This is a genomic window from Thermococcus sp. (assembly GCF_015521605.1).
Classification (GTDB): domain Archaea; phylum Methanobacteriota_B; class Thermococci; order Thermococcales; family Thermococcaceae; genus Thermococcus.
Genome location: NZ_WANV01000038.1, coordinates 61,057 through 75,874 on the forward strand (window position 1 = coordinate 61,057; position 14,818 = coordinate 75,874).

Annotated in this window: 17 protein-coding genes; 8 read left to right on the plus strand and 9 right to left on the minus strand. The window is 55.5% G+C overall.

Annotation, left to right across the window (positions count from 1 at the left end):
* Positions 1 to 108: 108 nt before the first annotated feature.
* Together F7C11_RS10055 and for are read right to left on the minus strand one after the other, a co-directional pair.
* Positions 109 to 339: a MoaD/ThiS family protein gene (locus tag F7C11_RS10055; protein ID WP_297093079.1), complete on the minus strand. Its 231-nt coding sequence runs from the start codon at positions 337 to 339 to the stop codon at positions 109 to 111.
* Positions 340 to 409: 70 nt separating this feature from the next.
* Positions 410 to 2,269, minus strand: coding sequence for a tungsten-containing formaldehyde ferredoxin oxidoreductase (for, locus tag F7C11_RS10060; RefSeq protein ID WP_297093080.1), 1,860 nt, complete (start codon positions 2,267 to 2,269; stop codon positions 410 to 412).
* A gap of 169 nt (positions 2,270 to 2,438) precedes the next feature.
* On the opposite strand from for, the gene F7C11_RS10065 reads away from it, so the two are divergent.
* The gene (locus tag F7C11_RS10065; RefSeq protein WP_297093083.1) at positions 2,439 to 2,603 is read left to right on the plus strand and encodes a hypothetical protein; all 165 of its coding nucleotides are present in this window, start codon (positions 2,439 to 2,441) and stop codon (positions 2,601 to 2,603) included.
* A 4-nt stretch (positions 2,604 to 2,607) separates the two neighbouring features.
* Here the strand turns inward: F7C11_RS10065 and F7C11_RS10070 are convergent, their stop codons facing one another.
* Positions 2,608 to 3,447 carry a class I SAM-dependent methyltransferase family protein gene (locus tag F7C11_RS10070; protein WP_297093061.1) on the minus strand — a complete coding sequence of 280 codons (840 nt, stop codon included), beginning with the start codon at positions 3,445 to 3,447 and terminating at the stop codon, positions 2,608 to 2,610.
* 127 nt (positions 3,448 to 3,574) lie between these two features.
* Between F7C11_RS10070 and F7C11_RS10075 the strand changes: the two genes are divergently transcribed.
* The 3 genes from F7C11_RS10075 (at position 3,575) to F7C11_RS10085 (ending at position 6,099) form a co-directional block, all read left to right on the plus strand.
* Positions 3,575 to 3,910, plus strand: coding sequence for a hypothetical protein (locus tag F7C11_RS10075; protein ID WP_297093081.1), 336 nt, complete (start codon positions 3,575 to 3,577; stop codon positions 3,908 to 3,910).
* Positions 3,911 to 4,089: 179 nt separating this feature from the next.
* Positions 4,090 to 4,731 (plus strand): CRISPR-associated protein Cas4, encoded by a 642-nt coding sequence (cas4, locus tag F7C11_RS10080; protein WP_297093062.1) that lies wholly within the window; start codon positions 4,090 to 4,092, stop codon positions 4,729 to 4,731.
* Between the two features lie 90 nt (positions 4,732 to 4,821).
* Entirely contained in the window at positions 4,822 to 6,099 is a 1,278-nt protein-coding gene (locus tag F7C11_RS10085; protein ID WP_297093063.1) for an ATP-binding protein, read from the plus strand.
* On the opposite strand, the gene F7C11_RS10090 is transcribed toward F7C11_RS10085, so the two are convergent.
* Both F7C11_RS10090 and F7C11_RS10095 read right to left on the minus strand, forming a co-directional pair.
* Positions 6,086 to 6,964: an MBL fold metallo-hydrolase gene (locus tag F7C11_RS10090; protein ID WP_297093064.1), complete on the minus strand. Its 879-nt coding sequence runs from the start codon at positions 6,962 to 6,964 to the stop codon at positions 6,086 to 6,088. The genes F7C11_RS10085 and F7C11_RS10090 overlap by 14 nt on opposite strands.
* A gap of 75 nt (positions 6,965 to 7,039) precedes the next feature.
* On the minus strand, positions 7,040 to 7,219 hold the full coding sequence (locus tag F7C11_RS10095) for a hypothetical protein (RefSeq protein ID WP_055429436.1): 180 nt from the start codon (positions 7,217 to 7,219) through the stop codon (positions 7,040 to 7,042).
* A gap of 163 nt (positions 7,220 to 7,382) precedes the next feature.
* Between F7C11_RS10095 and F7C11_RS10100 the strand changes: the two genes are divergently transcribed.
* Both F7C11_RS10100 and F7C11_RS10105 read left to right on the plus strand, forming a co-directional pair.
* Positions 7,383 to 8,714 (plus strand): 2,3-diphosphoglycerate synthetase, encoded by a 1,332-nt coding sequence (locus F7C11_RS10100; protein ID WP_297093065.1) that lies wholly within the window; start codon positions 7,383 to 7,385, stop codon positions 8,712 to 8,714.
* Positions 8,711 to 9,601: a 2-phosphoglycerate kinase gene (locus tag F7C11_RS10105; protein ID WP_297093066.1), complete on the plus strand. Its 891-nt coding sequence runs from the start codon at positions 8,711 to 8,713 to the stop codon at positions 9,599 to 9,601. The genes F7C11_RS10100 and F7C11_RS10105 overlap by 4 nt, the downstream gene beginning before the upstream one ends.
* Here F7C11_RS10105 and F7C11_RS10110 read toward each other — a convergent pair.
* Genes F7C11_RS10110 through F7C11_RS10120 form a run of 3 tightly spaced genes read right to left on the minus strand, consistent with a single transcriptional unit; the run spans position 9,567 to position 12,351 of the window.
* On the minus strand, positions 9,567 to 11,102 hold the full coding sequence (locus F7C11_RS10110) for a metallophosphoesterase (RefSeq protein ID WP_297093082.1): 1,536 nt from the start codon (positions 11,100 to 11,102) through the stop codon (positions 9,567 to 9,569). The genes F7C11_RS10105 and F7C11_RS10110 overlap by 35 nt on opposite strands.
* A 5-nt stretch (positions 11,103 to 11,107) precedes the next feature.
* A complete protein-coding gene (locus tag F7C11_RS10115; RefSeq protein WP_297093067.1) occupies positions 11,108 to 11,515 on the minus strand; it encodes a cyclic nucleotide-binding/CBS domain-containing protein in 408 nt (135 codons plus the stop codon).
* Positions 11,516 to 11,559: 44 nt separating this feature from the next.
* Complete coding sequence (locus tag F7C11_RS10120; protein WP_297093068.1) at positions 11,560 to 12,351, minus strand: class II glutamine amidotransferase; 792 nt, start codon at positions 12,349 to 12,351, stop codon at positions 11,560 to 11,562.
* Positions 12,352 to 12,419: 68 nt separating this feature from the next.
* Here F7C11_RS10120 and F7C11_RS10125 point away from each other — a divergent pair, with 68 nt between their 5' ends.
* Together F7C11_RS10125 and F7C11_RS10130 are read left to right on the plus strand one after the other, a co-directional pair.
* Complete coding sequence (locus F7C11_RS10125; RefSeq protein WP_297093069.1) at positions 12,420 to 13,160, plus strand: Rossmann-like domain-containing protein; 741 nt, start codon at positions 12,420 to 12,422, stop codon at positions 13,158 to 13,160.
* Positions 13,161 to 13,162: 2 nt separating this feature from the next.
* Positions 13,163 to 14,035 carry a type I restriction endonuclease gene (locus F7C11_RS10130; RefSeq protein WP_297093070.1) on the plus strand — a complete coding sequence of 291 codons (873 nt, stop codon included), beginning with the start codon at positions 13,163 to 13,165 and terminating at the stop codon, positions 14,033 to 14,035.
* Here the strand turns inward: F7C11_RS10130 and F7C11_RS10135 are convergent.
* Positions 14,032 to 14,818 (minus strand): AIR synthase family protein (locus tag F7C11_RS10135; protein WP_297093071.1); only part of this gene is annotated, 787 nt, incomplete at its 5' end. The two genes, F7C11_RS10130 and F7C11_RS10135, sit on opposite strands and share 4 nt — an antisense overlap.

Consider the following 14,818-nt stretch of genomic DNA (forward strand, 5'->3'; position numbering starts at 1 on the left):
CCGTCAATTTCCGAAGGGGTTTGCCGTTTAATTAGCGGTCTTGCAGAGTTTCATTCTCACAGAAAAGTTTGAACTCAATGAATGGCATTGTCAAAGAAACAAGAAATCTCAGCCCCCGCTCAAAACCGGCATCACCTTGATCTCATCGCCGTCGGTGACCTCGGCGTCGCCCCTCGCGGGATGGCCGTTGATCATGATTATCTTCTCGTGGAACTCGTCGTACCTCGGTATGAGCTCGCGGAGGATTTCGTCAACCTTCCTCTTCCCCTCTATCTTTACGTTGAGCTCTCTTGCCTTTGCGAGGTGTGCGAACGCGCCCATAAGCCTTATCCTGACCATTTCCATCACCGGTGGAGGTTCTCAGGGAGGGCTAAAAAGCTTGTTGGAAGTTGGGAAGAAAAAGAGGGAATCACTCGAGCTTGGTGACCTGTTCGAGCTCTGGAATGACCTCCTCAAGGCCGAGCTCCTTGAGAGTCTCCTTCTTCGGGATTCCACGCTCGTCCCATCCGCGGAGCCTGTAGTACTCGCTGAGCAGTTCGTCGTACTTCTCCTTGTCGAGGTGCTGGCCCTTGTACGGCCCGCTCTTGAGGCCCTCGATGAACCACCTCTTGGGCGGGTAGTCCATGTGCCTGCCCCACTTCTCGCCGAGCTCTCTGACCCAGTAGGCCCTGATGAGGGCGTAGACCCTGTCGGCGGCCTTGTAGAGGTCGTCCCAGGTGTACCTGACGCCGGTGATGGCTTCGAGGAGCTTCGGATAGTAGTCGAGGCTCAGGCCGACCTCGACCCACGGGAGCCTGCACGCGGTGAGCATCTCAAAGAGTCCGCCCCTGAGGCGCTGGAGCTCGATGACCTTGGCGGCTTTCTCCGGGTCGTAGGTTATCTTGTATTCGACCTTCTTGGCCTTCTCGCCCTCGATCGGCGCGGTACCGATCTCCCAGGCGATGACCCAGGCCTCCTTGTGGTGGGCGCCGATGGAGCTGGTGGCGAATGCTAAGGCCATGGCCGGGTAGATGTAGCTGTTGTATCCGCTGACCTCAAGCCCCTTGGCATGCATGGCGAAGCTGTCATCACCGAGCTTTTCGGCCATCCTCATGACGCCCTCTGCCGCGAAGTTGCCGAGCTCGCCGCGCCTGAAGGCGATGTCCTCGACGAGTTGCTTGGCGCCCTCGAAGTCCCCGAAGGTCGGGCCTTCCTTGAGGAGTCCCCTCTCAACGGCCTCCATCACGAAGGAAATCGAGACGCCAAGGGAGATCGTGTCAATGCCGTACATGTCGGCGAGTCTGTTGAGAACCGAGACCTCGTTGAGCTTTCCAATGCCCAAGTTGGAGCCAAGAAGGGCAACGTTCTCGTAGTCAAGCTCGCTCTCTTTTCCTTCAGCGTCAAGGACGACGTTTCCACACGGCATGTTACAGTAGGGGCATCCCCTCTGCTTGACCTTCATGCCCTCCATGGTGTACCCGTCTATGGAGCGGGCGAACTCGAATGAACCGTCCTGGAAGTTCCTGGTGGGCAGTGCCGAGTTCTCGTTCGTCCACTCAACCGCTGCCATCGTCCCCTGCCTGTGCCAGAACGGGTATGCGGGGGAGTTGAGTATTGCCTGGTAGGCCTCCCTTGAGAGCTCGCTCAGCTTCTTCTTGTCGGCGACCGGAATCTCCTTTGTGCCCCTTATGACGACGGCCTTGAGCTTCTTGCTTCCCATGACCGCACCCATGCCGGGCCTTCCGGCGGCCCTTCCCTCCTGGGACATGACGACGGCGTAGCGGACGAGGTTCTCTCCGCCGGGGCCGATGCTGAGGATTCCGACGTTTTTGCCGTGTATCTTTTTGAGCTCCTCCTCTGTCTTGAAGGTGTCGAGTCCCCAGAGGCCTTCGGCGCTGAGTATGCTGACGTTGTCGTTTTCGATGTAGAGGTAAACGGGCTTCTTGGCCTTGCCCTCAACGACTATCGCGTCATAGCCTGCCTTCCTCAGGTGGACGGTCGCCATGGTACCGAGGTTGCCGTCACCGTAGCCGCCGGTGAGCGGGCTCTTGGCCGCGACGACGAGCTTACCGCCGCTCGGAGTCGGGAGGCCGTTGAAAGGTCCGGCAGCAAAGACGAGCTTGTTGTCCGGACCGAGCGGGTCGGCACCCTTAACTTCGTCCCAGAGGATCTTGACGGCGAGACCCCTTCCACCGATGAACTGCTGCGCTATTTCAGGGGAATACTCCTGCACGTGAACCTTGTTGTTGGTCAGGTCGACCCTGAGGATTCTTCCCCACCATCCTTTCATTGCCATATCAGAATCACCTCGAAAGATTTTCGGCTTGAAGGATATAAGGTCTTCGCAAAAGGAAGCGTTTCATACTCAATATGGAGTTAAGTTCATTTGTTAACTGCGCTGCTCGCGGCGGTGCAGATGTGTCCAAAAGTTTATGTGCCCTGTTCTCAAAGATGCACCGGTGGACGGAATGAAAGAGGAGCTGAAGGCCTGTAAAAACTGCCGCTGGTTCGGTGCAATAGACTCGTACTTCCCGACGCATGGAATATGCAGAAGGCACGTGAAAACTGTCCATATGAACTTCGTATGCGACGACTGGGAGCCCCTGTGGGGCGGGATCGAATAGGAGCCTATTTTTTGAAGACCCTCACGTCAACGACGACGTGCCAGACACCGGGGGCGTAGCGTTTGATGACCAGCTCGTTGAGCTTTTCCGCCTCACAGCCGTGCTCTCTGGCTATATCCCGGAACGTCCTGAAAGGCTCATCAGGCATCAGCCTCTCGGGCACGGTGTTGTGGTAGTGGATCACAGCCCCATCCTTCGCTATGCTGAGCGCCTTGGGGATGAACTCGTGGGTTGTAACAACGTAGCCCATGATGACCCTGTCCGCTATGTCCTCGCCGGGGAAATCGCGGTTGTCGAGGTTGTAGGCCGTCATCCTGTCCTGAACCCGGTTCAGCTCAATGTTTTCAACGAGAAAGCGGAATGTATACGGGCTCTTCTCTATCGCTATGACCCTGGCCTTCCCGTGGACGGCCATCGGGAGGCTGAGGTGCCCTATTCCCGCGAACATATCCACTACCAGTTCTCCGGGCCTGGCCACCCTTGCCATCCTGACTCTCTCCTTGACGTTGGCCGGAGAGAACATTATCCTTGCCACGTCCAGCTTGTATTTTACCCCGTTCTCTACGTGTACCGTCACGGTGTCGTTTCCGTAGAGTATCTCGTAGTTGGTCTCCCTGAACTCGCCGCCTATGCGGCCCTTCCTGAGGACGGTCTTGACACCGAGGACTTCCGCATAGACCTCCGCTATGCGATGCCTGTAGGGTTCGAGCTCGGGGCGGATGGGAAGGATCAGAACGTCCCCTATTCGAACCCAGTGCTTTGGGAGTATCTTCACCAGCTCCTCCGGGAGCTCGCGGGACAAAATCTCCCTGATGCGGGGCTTTATCAGTTGCGTCTTCGTCATCGGCCTTACTCAGGCCTGAAACTTTAAAAAACCTTCTCCCGTCATTTCGGCAAAAAGCGAGGAGAAATCCTTAAAAACCTAAAGGGCGAATTTAGACCGAGAAATCCTTCGGAGGTCGATGAGGAGTATGGATGATGAGCCTTCAAGTAGTTGGTTTTCCCGCCTGTTTAAGTCACGTGAAAAACCCGCCCTTCTTGAGCAGAAGCTGAGCCGTGAGGCATACGAGGACTACCGGCGGCTTTTAATGAAAGCCCGTCCGGAGGTGAACGGCTCGAAGCTCACCATCAGGCTCTCAAACGGAACCGTTGAGCTTGAACGCGGCGTCCTGCGTGTTAAAGCCCGGAACAGGAAGACCGCGGAGAAAATACTCCGCAACCTTCACCACTACGAGCAGCCGCCGAGCCTCTGGCCGGCTTACGGCCTGAGCTACTCGCTCAAGAGGAAGAAGGGCACCATACTCTGATTTCATTCTCCCTCCGTTCCGACATTTTTCCCCAAAGATTTAAATTGTGGGTTAGTCTTAACTCTCCAAGCGGATGACGACCCTTGCCCAGTCTGATGGGTGATGACGTCGGTATTAGCTGACGCAGGGGCGGCGAGGTTCGCGGGCCGATGACCCGCCCCGTCCCCGGGGGGAATGGAATGACGGCGAATGAGAATCACAACGAAAACGGCGGGTTTATCGAGTTTTACGCCAGCGAGGCCCTGACCTGCCCGAAGAGGATATACTTCAGGCTGAAGGGCTATCCCGAGAGGTGGCCTGACTTCGTTAGGGTGAGGCTGAACCAGGGGATAAACACCCACAACGTCCTCGGTGAAATACTGGAGAGACGGTTCGGTTTTGAGCTTGAGAAGCACATGATACTCCGCTCCAACAGGCTTGGTTTTGAGATACACGGTAGGGTTGATGCCATAAGGGACTTCCCCATCGAGATAAAGGGAAAAACAAGTCTCCCGAAGAGCCCCTACGACTACCACCTTGCTCAGCTTAACATATACCTCCGCTGGGCCGAGGCAGAGTACGGCTACCTCTACTACATCAAGCTCCACGAGGAGCCAATGAAGGTCATCAGCAAAATCGATTTTTCCCGCTTTCCCATCGTCAAGGGGCCGAACTTCAAAGCTTTTGAGGTTCCCTACGACGGCAAGCTCTTCCGGGAGACGCTGAGGCACTTTTACTCGGTCAAGCGCGCATACGAGAAGGGAAAGCCTCCGAAGGGGTGGAACGACTATACCTGCAGGTTCTGCCCATACAGGTACCTGTGCTATCCGGATGGAGAGTGAAAGCGCCTGGTGTTGTTAATCACAAACTTTCGGGGAAAGTCTGTGGTTGCTAATCACAAACTTTAAGAAGTTCAAAGCCAAGTTCAAATCATGCGGGTTGAAGAGATTAAGAGAGTGCTGGTTTCTCAGAGGGAGGGGATGGAAGAGTTCATGAGAAGGGAACGGATAGTCCCAAGAGAGCCTGAAAATAGAGTTATGAACCTAATATCCTCAGGTGGAATACTTGCTATCCTGGGCGTCAGACGCTCCGGGAAATCTGTTCTCTCTTGGCGGGCAAGCGGAGAGAAAAAGCTCTACGTGAACTTCTTTGATGAGAGGTTATCCAATTTTAAGGCAAATGATTTTGAAAGGCTCTTGAACGCGGCGAGGCAGCTCTGGGGAGAACCGGAGTTCATAGTCCTCGACGAGGTGCAGGAGATAACTGGATGGGAACGGTTCGTTTCGAGGTTAGGGTTGAATTATAAAGTCCTAGTAACGGGTTCCTCATCGAGGCTCCTCTCGGGAGAGCTGGGAACGTATTTAACTGGGAGATATATTGACTTAACACTCTTTCCTTTCTCTTTCAGGGAGTTCCTGCGCTTCAGAGGCCTTGATCTGAAACCTGAATGGATCTATTCCGACAGAACTATATCCAGGGTAATTTCCATGCTCGAGGAGTACCTTGAGACTGGTGGATTCCCCGAGTCTGTCAGATTTGGAAAGGTTTATCTGTCACTTATATACAGGGACATAGTCGAAAGGGATGTGATGCTCAGGCATTCGGTGAGGCACAGAAGTGCCCTTAGGGAGCTGGCCAGATACCTTATGTCAAATTACTCCAGCGAGTTCACGTATTCCAGACTCGGATCATTGGTCGGCATCAGGGATGTCCACACCGTCAGAGATTACGTATCATACCTCGAAGAAGCCTATCTGCTCTTTCAGGTCAGGAGGTTCTCCTTCAAGCCAAAGGCTCAGCTCAATTCCCCCCGTAAAGTCTATCCCGTTGATGTGGGGCTCGCCAGAACTCTATCTATGAAAGCTCATCCGGAAAAGGGCAGGATAATTGAGCTTGCGGTATACCTTGAGCTGATGAGGAGAATGAGTTATTCCTTTACTCCCGGCGAGATTTTCTACTGGAGGGATGAGAAGGGTGAAGTTGACTTTATACTCAAACTCAACGGTGAGCTTCTCCCAATCCAAGTGACGTATCAGCTGGATGGAAACACCGATAGGGAGATTGGGAACATAATTCGTGTGGCAAAATTGCTCAGGATCCAGAGAGGTTTGGTGGTCACGTGGGAAGATGAGGAGGAGATAACCAGGGAGGGGGTTAAAATAGACGTGGTCCCCCTCTGGAAGTTCCTCACAGTTTTCAATCCCCTCTAATCCTCCACTTCAGCCCCCTATCTATTACCGCTTCTATTCTTTCCTCGTTGTAGTGCTGGGCTATGAAAGCCCTCAGCGGGACGAGGTTCAGTGCGAGCTTCTGGGGGGTGGGTTTTACCTCGTAGTGCTCCATAATCCTGAAGGCCAGTTCGTCGATGCCCATTGGGTTCTTGAGGAGGTCTAGTATGAGGCTCTCTATCTCTTCGACGCGCCCGAGATTGAAGTCGAGCAGTTCCGTCGCCTCTTCGCCCCTCACCGCCTTTCCGTGGGAGGGGATGAGCAGGAGGTCCTTCTCTGCATAATTCTGCAATTCTTTAATTGAAGTTTTAAATAGCTCAGGGTCGATGAGATACGGCAGTCCCACTGCCTTTATGACCCTCTCCCCAAAGAACGCATCCCCGGCGTAGATAAGGCCGTTCTCCTCGTCCAGAAAGCCCGTCATTCCCGGGGAGTGGCCGTTCAGCTTGACGGCCTTAAAACCGAACAGTTCATCCCCCCACTCGAAGACGGCATGGGCTTTGACCTCCTCCGGGAACTGAAAGACAAGAAAACCCTCCGGCGCTTTTGATCCAAAGGTTAGGAGTTCCCTGTTAAGCGGGCTCTCGGCAATTGAGAACTCAAAACGGTGGATGAAGAGCGGGGCGTCTATCCGGGGCGCCACTGCCACATGATCTGCATGCCCGTGGGTCGCGAGCTGGGCTTTTATCCCAAGCCCGAGCTTTCTGACCTCTCTCCTGAGGTCCTTATGCCTCCCGCTTCCGTGACCGGGATCAACGATGACAGCTCCATCTCCAGCGGTCTTAACGAGGGTTGAGGGGCTTCCTGGATAGAGATAAGCCGAATCGCCTAACTTTCTCAGCGCCATGATACCACCGGAGTGATTAGGTGCAGGGGGATAAAAGAGCATCGGCGTCAACACAAGGAAAAAGAAGGGGAGAAATCAGACGTGCCTCGGGTAGAGGGTCTTCTTGCCCTCGTCCTTGGCCCTCTTGACGGCCTTCTCGATGAGAGCCTTGATCTCGGCCTCAAGGGCCTCGTAGAACTCTGGGTTAACCCTCATCTCGGGCTCGATGGCCTTGACGGCCTCCTTAACCTTGGACTTAACTATCAGCTCAGCCATTTCCACACACCTCCATCTCAGGCACCGCCCTCGGGCGGCTGCCAATTATTTTACCCCTCCGGGGTTTATAACCCTTCCTACGGTTGCTTGGGCGATGTCCGTTCCAACCCCTGAGTCAGTGGTCTCCGTTAGCGAGTGTCTGCAAAAGGTTAAATCCCCTTAGATGGTAGAAGTTAACGGTGGTGTTATGGGAAAGGGAAGGCTCGTCCTGATTGACGGCGAGCATTACCCCGATGTCACCGCCTGGGCGGTGGGGAAGCTGGGTGATGTCTGCTGTGCTGTCTTTCTCGGTGGGAGCGAGAAGATTGGAGACGTCGGTGAGATAGAGAGAAAGCTCGGTGTTAGGGTATACCACGGTCGCGATTACATGGCGTCCCTGAAAGTTGCCCTTGAAGAGAACGAGATAAAGGAGGTTGTTGACTTAAGCGATGAGCCCGTGCTCGACTATGAAGACCGCTTTAAGATAGCGTCTCTCTGCATGCTCTACGGCGTTCCTTACAGGGGAGCCGATTTCTACTTTGTCCCCCGCAGGCTCAGGAGGACTCGAAAGCCCAGTTTGGCGGTTATAGGTACCGGAAAGAGGGTCGGGAAGACGGCCGTGAGCGGCTTCATAGCGAGAACCCTCAAGGAGATAGCCAGCCCCGTGATAGTGACAATGGGGCGTGGAGGGCCACCTGAACCGGAGCTGATAGAGGGAGACAGGTTCGAAATAACCCCTGAATTCCTGGTTAAACTCGCGGAGAGCGGAAAACACGCCGCATCGGATCACTTTGAGGACGCCCTGACCTCAAGGGTGACGACCATAGGCTGCCGCCGCTGTGGAGGGGGCATGGCGGGCTTTTCATTCTTCGACGTGATAGACGAGGGGATAAAGCTGGCCGAGAGCCTCCCCAACGACCTCATAATCCTGGAGGGTAGCGGGGCAACCTTTCCGGCCTACCGCGCCGATGGCTACATCCTGATAACCAGCGCGAAGGGGAAGCTGGACTTCATCAGGGGCTACTTCGGTCCCTTCAGGGTGAGCCTGGCCGACATAGTGGTAGTCACCATGGCTGACTCGGTGAGCGAAGGACGCCTCAGGGCCATCAAGGAGGCCGTGAGGTCGATCAATCCCGACGCCGACGTTCATCTGACGGCGCTGCGTTCGAGGCCCCTGGGAGATGTCTTGGGAAAAAGGCTCGGCCTAGTCATGACCTCCGCCGATGCCCTTCCGCGCGCTGGGGAATGGCTCGAAAAGCTGGGGGCCGAGGTAGTGTGTGCCTCGGCCAACCTCTCCAGGAGGGGGCTACTCCTGAGGGACCTGCAGGCCTTTAGCGGAATAGACGCCGTTGCGGTTGAGCTCAAGGCTGCCGCCGTTGACGTCGTCACAAGATGGGCCCTGGAGAACGGGATTGAGGTCATCTACCTGGACAACGAGCCAGTTAACGTGGACGGAAAAGACCTGCGAGAGGCCGTCCTGAAGCTGGGACGTTCGATTTTGGAGGGAGGAAGATGATAATCGTCACCGACCCGGAGAGAAAGATACGCCTGCCCTTTTCAAGGGGTATTCTGACGCGTTCAATAACCCTCGCCGGCGTTGAAGTGGGCATAGCCTACATAATAGCGACGGAGGTTCAGAAGGAGCTCAACGAGAAGAAGCGCAAGCTGGTGACAACCGAGGAGATAAGGGAACTGACGTACAGGAAGCTCCTTGAGCACGGCCTCAGCGAAGCTGCGAAGCGCTATCTGTTCTGGCGCCAGCTCAGGAGGCTAAAGATTCCCATAACAATACTCCTCGGTGGCGCGACCGGCGTCGGCAAGTCGACGATAGCGACAGAGCTGGCCTTCCGCCTCGGCATAAGGAGCGTCATAGGCACGGACACGATAAGGGAGGTCATGAGGAAGATAATCGCTCCTGAACTGCTGCCGGACCTCCACACCTCATCGTTCCTTGCGTGGAAGACGATGCCCCGGGGCAATGTCGAGGACTCGCTCCTCATCAAGGGCTTCAGGAATCAGGTCGAGCACGTTTCAGTCGGCATAGCCGCGGTTCTTGAGAGGGCGTACAAGGAGGGATTCAACGCAATAATTGAAGGAATCCATCTTGTCCCGGGCTACGTTGAGCTCAAAGAGAACAGCTTCATGTATGTAATAACCGTCAGGAGGAGAAAGGACCTGGAGGCCAGGTTCTACGAGAGGGCGCGCTACAGCAAACGGCCGGCCGATTACTATCTGAAACACCTGGACGCGATAATCGAGATACAGGAGTTCATTGTGGAGAGGGCAAAGGAGCACGGGATTCCGGTTATAAACAACGTCGAACTTGAAAAAACCGTCAATGAAATAATGGAGGACATAATGGAGCGGCTCATGGAGAGGATAGAGGCAAAGATGAAAGCCTGAATGGTGCCTTTATCTTCCATATCCCCACGAGCCTTCCGGAGCCCCACGTTGCTTGAATTTCGAAGACAACCACCATGTCCCGATAGACGTCTATCACGTTGAAGGTGTTTCCGTAGGGGTTGCGGTGGAGTTCCCAGCTTATGGAACCCGCGTTGACGATGGGTGTTTTCTCGACTTTGATTCCGAAGGAGTTGCCACCATGGCCGGTCAGGACGAGGTTCGCCTCCCGCCTGGTGATGACGCGGAGGACGTCGCCCGCGTCCTCCAGGAAGCCGACCTCCCTGCTTCTGGGTATCGGGACTATGTTGTGGTGCATAACCACGACTGTGAAGCTTTCCCTGTACTCTTCAAGGCGCACGGCGAGCTTTCTCTGGCCTATCCTCCCCACGACGCCTATGGGCGTCTCGTACTGGGCGCTTATGACCGGGATGAACGTGAAGCCCCCCAGTTCCTTTATCTCCGGCTCGCCGAAGTACTCCAGGAACAGGTCGTAACCCAGGTAGGTTATGTCGTTGTGGCCCGGGACAACCAGCTTTTCCGCTTTTATCCTCTCATAGAACTCGTAGGCCCTCTCGTAGTAGCGCTCTATTCCCATATCCACGACGTCACCGCAGTGGACCACTATGTCCGGCCTGAGCTTCTCGTTTATCGTCCTGAGCGCATTCTCCAGAACCTTGCGCCTGAAGTATATCCTGTCTGAGACGTTGCTCTCGCTCATCTGGACTATCCTGAGGAGCCTTTTACCCCTTGGAATGAATAGCTTTGGCCTAACAGGCCTGTGCTCTTTGATTATCTGCTCGCCTGTGACACGCTTTATCCTGACCTCTATCCTTCCGTCATCGTGGAGGGTTATGACGTTGTAGCTGTTGACGTCGCCCTTGCGGGTTTTCCGGCATGAGGTACAGCCTGCATTGTCCACAACCATGTCCTCTATGCGGTAGACGTTGGGGACGTGTTTATGCCCGCACGTGTAGAGGTTGACCTCGTGCCTGAGGAGAAGGTCGAGAACGTCGCCGGCGTTGAAGAGCACGTTCCTCTCCCGTCCGGTGTCAGGGAGGGGTACGAGGTGGTGGTGTGAGGCCACTATCTTGAACTTTCTGTCCGAGTACTCCTCCAGCTTTTTCTTTAGCCATCTGAACTTGTGGCCCCCAACGCGGCCATCGCTTAAGTCCGGGATTGTGGAGTCAACCCATATCACGACGCCGTCTTTGAAGTCAAACACACCGTTCAGCGGCCCGATAAACCTCTCAAAGAGCGTGTAGCCGACGTTTCTGACATCGTGGTTGCCCGGAATAACGACCAGCGGCTTCTGAATCTTCCTGAGTTCGTAGGCGGCCCTCTCGTACTCCTCGCGCAGTCCCTGGTTGGTCACGTCACCGGTGTGGATTACGAAGTCAAAGTTTCCCCTGTTTATTTCGTTGACTATGAGGTCGTAGGCGTACCCCTTGTAAGCGCTCTCGCCCGTTATGTGGGTGTCACTTATGTGGGCTATCCTTATCATGGCCATCACTCAGCCGCTATGGCTGTCTCAAGCCTTCTCCTGCTGGCGGTTAGGAGGTCGCTCAGGCTGAATATCCCGACTATCTCGCCACCCTCCTCGATGAGCATGTGCTTGATGCCCTTCTTTGCCATCAGGTCGAGCACCTCCCGGAGGGGGGTGTTGGAATCGACGCTTATCAGCTCACTGCTCATGATCTCCCTGACTGGCGTCGTGTTCGGGAGTCCCGGTATGACGACGCGCCTTATTATGTCGCTCTTTGTGAAGAAGCCGATGACCTTACCGTCCTCAACTACGACGAGAGAACCTATGTCGAACTCCACCATGACCTCGCAGGCCCGCTTTATGCTGTCCTCCGGCTCAACTCCTATGAGCTTTCTCGTCATGTAAACTTTAATCGGGGCGTTTGTGTCCATTCCACCACCCAAAATAAAAATGGGGGGACATCGTATATAACGTTTCACAGATGTACCGTCTCTACTTCGAATTCATCCTCGTGGATGCGCACGCAGAAGGCGGTCTCGTTTGGAACAACCTTGTATTCCGCTGGATAATAGAGCTCCAGCGTTGATGAAACGACAGCAAAGAGCTTCTCCCTTCTCAGGAGCAGGAGCTTGCCGTAGTCGTAGTTCAGCGGGTTCTCCATGTACCTCTCACTCATCCTCGCCGTGATGAACGCGATGAAGTCTCCCCCGGAGCGGTGGAAGAGCGTCACCGTGTTAAAGAGTGATTTCGTGGTTTCCTCTATTGTTCTGTAGTGGACCAGCAGGTTGCTCAGGGTTGGGCTCTGGAGCTTTCTGCAGAGGTATGTTCCAAAGACGTATGTGTCCGAGACGTTTTCGAGCTCTTTTTCATCGAGATCCGCCAGTTCTATGATGCGGGACTTATCAAGGTCGCCGTTGTGAAGGAGCCAGAAGGTGAAGCCATGCCTTGAGGAGAATGCGAAGGGCTGGACGTTGAAGAGGCTCTTAATGCCCTGGGACGCTGCCCTGGAGTGCACCATGAGCGTTACAAAGCCCTCTAGCTCGCTCCTCAGAGCTTCCACGGCGGCAGCGTCCTCGAATATAGGCTTCATCGACCTGTAGTGCCTCACGGTTCCATTTTTGAGGAGCACGTAGCCCCAGCCGTCCTGATGCCGTCTTCCCCTTCCGCGTTTTTCCTTGTACGGGTCGTTTTCGGATGCCCTGACTATCGCGTCAAGGAGGGGGGCGATTTCTCTACCCTCCCCTGTGGCAAAGAGTATTCGACACATGTTTTTCACCGGAGGTTAATTCTCGGGTACCCCCAAAAGCTTTTAGGTCTAGGGGAGTAAGAAACCCCATGCTGCTCAGGGTGATTAAACGAAGGGCACTGGATACAATAGACGAGGACTTCCGGTTAATCGACTTTTCCTTCGCGCTTCCCTACAGCTACGTTCTCATCGAGGGAAGCCGCGGGCCCGCACTGGGCGTGGCCATGACGCTCCCGGAGGAGGTGGGGAGGTACAGGAACTCCATCGCAGAACCCTCGCTGGAGGGGTTCATCGAAAAGGCAGACAGCCTCAACGTGATCGAAAGAACCCTCGGAATGGCGGCTATAAACGCCCTTTCCCAGTACCTCCTGGACGTGTCAAACGCCCCTGACAGGGACGTCGTTGAACTCCTAGGGGAGGATGTTGAAAAGGTCGCGGTAGTTGGGAACATGCCCCCGGTCGTTTCGAGCCTTCGTGAGAGAGGATTCGAGGTCATGGTTTTTGAGCGCAATCCCAAGCTCTGGGACAGGGAAACCCTCAGCGATGCCCTTGAATACTGGCTCCTTCCGGAGGTGGACGCTGTTATAGCCAGCGGTTCGGCAATGATCAACGGAACCCTCGATATGATGCTGGATCGGGCGAAGAGGGCCAGACTATTCGTTCTCACCGGCCCAAGTGCCCAGCTCCATCCCGATTTCCTCAGGGGCACGGGGGTAACGCACCTTGCATCAATGGGCGTTGTGGATGTCGAGTCTGCTATTGTGAGGCTCAAACTTGGCTCGTTCAGGGGTTTTGAGGCGGGAAGCAGAAAGTACGTGCTGGAGGTATGAGCATGGAGGAGCTCAGGGAAGCTGTGGTCAACGTCCTCCGGAAGGTGCGTGCCCACAGAAGCCTCTATGTCAAGAACGAAGAGGCTGTGAAGCAGCATCTCATCGGGGAGATATTTCAGGCGCTCGGCTGGGACTGGAATAACCCGGAGGAGGTTCGACCGGAGGCCAGGACTGAAGATGGAAGGGCTGACTACGCCCTCATGCTGGACGGAAAGGTCTTCGCCTACGTCGAGGCGAAGAACATGGGCGTGAACATCCTGAAAAAGGACGAGCCGCTTCGCCAGCTGGCGCGGTACTGCTTCAACTCCGGCGTGAGGTATGGGGTTCTCACGAACGGCGCGGTCTGGATAGCAGTTAAGGCCTTCGAGGAGGGCTCCCGCCTCTGGGACAGGGTTCTGGTGGCAGTCAACATCGAGGAGGAGCCCCTGGAGAGGGTCGTTCTCAAGCTCTCCCTGCTCTCCAAGTTGAGGATAAGGGACATCGAGAGGCTTGCCTCCCTCCTCAAGGCGCTGGAACTGAGCTTTGAGGGGCTGAAACGGGAGGGCTATTCCGAAAAAACCCTTGTCGAGTACCTGACCTCCCTCGAGGGCTCCACGACGATCCCCGTGGCGGAGCTTCGTGGGGACGAGACCCCCAAGGCGGCCTACGTCTATGACGGCGGCTGGAAGCTCCTGCCCCTTCCAGAAAAGAGCGTCAAGGGTGTTCTCCTCGCGGTTCTCATGTACATGGAGAAGACGTCCTCCGGCTACCAGAGAGAGGAGATAAGAAAAGCCTACGAGCACCTCAGGACCGTTCAGCTTGATCCAAGGACAGCCCTTGAGATACTCAGGAAGCTTGAGGAGGAGGAAAGGCTTAGGATAGCCGTGGAGCTTTAGACGACCTTCCAGAGTTCGTCGCTTTCTGGCCTCTCAAGAGGCCTTTCCCTTCCGCCCTCAACGATTACCTTCACGCCGGGGTCTTCCACGAACTCCCCTATGGGGGAGGCGTTTATACCCTTTCTCCCGAGGGCTTCAACGACCGCATCGACCTTACCCTTGGGAGCGGCTATCATCAGCGTCCCGGAGCTTATCAGTGCCAGGGGGTCCAGGTTGTAGAACCTGCATATCTTCAGTGTCTCTTCCCTGATGGGAATCCTCTCTCTGTAAACACGGAAGCCCAAGCCCGCCGCGTCCGCCATCTCGTGGAGGCCGTTGGCTATGCCGCCCTCCGTTGGGTCGTGCATGGCATGGACTCCGACCCCATTGGCCGTAAGGGCATCCTCCACAACGCTTATCATCTCGATAAACGACCTGGCTCTCTCCACAAAGTCCCTGCCAAAGGCCATCTCAAGCTCCTCTCCCCGCTCGCTGGCTATTATCGACGTCCCCTCAAGGCCGGCCCACTTGGTGACGATGATGACATCGCCCGGCCTGGCCCCGTTGGAGGTCACGAGCTTCTCCCTCTTAACTTCACCGAGCATCGTCCCGACGATTATGGGCCTGTCCAGACCGGGGGTCACCTCGGTGTGGCCGCCGACTATGGCAACCCCGAGCTTTGATGCGCTCTCGTGGAGTTCGCGCATTATCTCGGTGAGGAGCCCCTCGTCGGCACCCTCCGGGAGGAGTATGCTCACCAGGAACCACTTTGGCTTCGCTCCAAACGTAGCTACGTCGTTGGCG

What these genes read in the sequence shown, in the direction of transcription:
- F7C11_RS10085 (WP_297093063.1), top strand. Translation starts at nt 4,822, where the DNA reads ATGCGGGTTGAAGAGATTAAGAGAGTGCTGGTTTCTCAGAGGGAGGGG.
- F7C11_RS10090 (WP_297093064.1), bottom strand. Translation starts at nt 6,964, where the DNA reads ATGGCGCTGAGAAAGTTAGGCGATTCGGCTTATCTCTATCCAGGAAGC.
- F7C11_RS10070 (WP_297093061.1), bottom strand. Translation starts at nt 3,447, where the DNA reads ATGACGAAGACGCAACTGATAAAGCCCCGCATCAGGGAGATTTTGTCC.
- F7C11_RS10055 (WP_297093079.1), bottom strand. Translation starts at nt 339, where the DNA reads ATGGTCAGGATAAGGCTTATGGGCGCGTTCGCACACCTCGCAAAGGCA.
- F7C11_RS10075 (WP_297093081.1), top strand. Translation starts at nt 3,575, where the DNA reads ATGGATGATGAGCCTTCAAGTAGTTGGTTTTCCCGCCTGTTTAAGTCA.
- for (WP_297093080.1), bottom strand. Translation starts at nt 2,269, where the DNA reads ATGAAAGGATGGTGGGGAAGAATCCTCAGGGTCGACCTGACCAACAAC.
- F7C11_RS10120 (WP_297093068.1), bottom strand. Translation starts at nt 12,351, where the DNA reads ATGTGTCGAATACTCTTTGCCACAGGGGAGGGTAGAGAAATCGCCCCC.
- F7C11_RS10095 (WP_055429436.1), bottom strand. Translation starts at nt 7,219, where the DNA reads ATGGCTGAGCTGATAGTTAAGTCCAAGGTTAAGGAGGCCGTCAAGGCC.
- F7C11_RS10115 (WP_297093067.1), bottom strand. Translation starts at nt 11,515, where the DNA reads ATGGACACAAACGCCCCGATTAAAGTTTACATGACGAGAAAGCTCATA.
- F7C11_RS10130 (WP_297093070.1), top strand. Translation starts at nt 13,163, where the DNA reads ATGGAGGAGCTCAGGGAAGCTGTGGTCAACGTCCTCCGGAAGGTGCGT.
- F7C11_RS10100 (WP_297093065.1), top strand. Translation starts at nt 7,383, where the DNA reads ATGGTAGAAGTTAACGGTGGTGTTATGGGAAAGGGAAGGCTCGTCCTG.
- F7C11_RS10110 (WP_297093082.1), bottom strand. Translation starts at nt 11,102, where the DNA reads ATGATAAGGATAGCCCACATAAGTGACACCCACATAACGGGCGAGAGC.
- cas4 (WP_297093062.1), top strand. Translation starts at nt 4,090, where the DNA reads ATGACGGCGAATGAGAATCACAACGAAAACGGCGGGTTTATCGAGTTT.
- F7C11_RS10105 (WP_297093066.1), top strand. Translation starts at nt 8,711, where the DNA reads ATGATAATCGTCACCGACCCGGAGAGAAAGATACGCCTGCCCTTTTCA.
- F7C11_RS10125 (WP_297093069.1), top strand. Translation starts at nt 12,420, where the DNA reads ATGCTGCTCAGGGTGATTAAACGAAGGGCACTGGATACAATAGACGAG.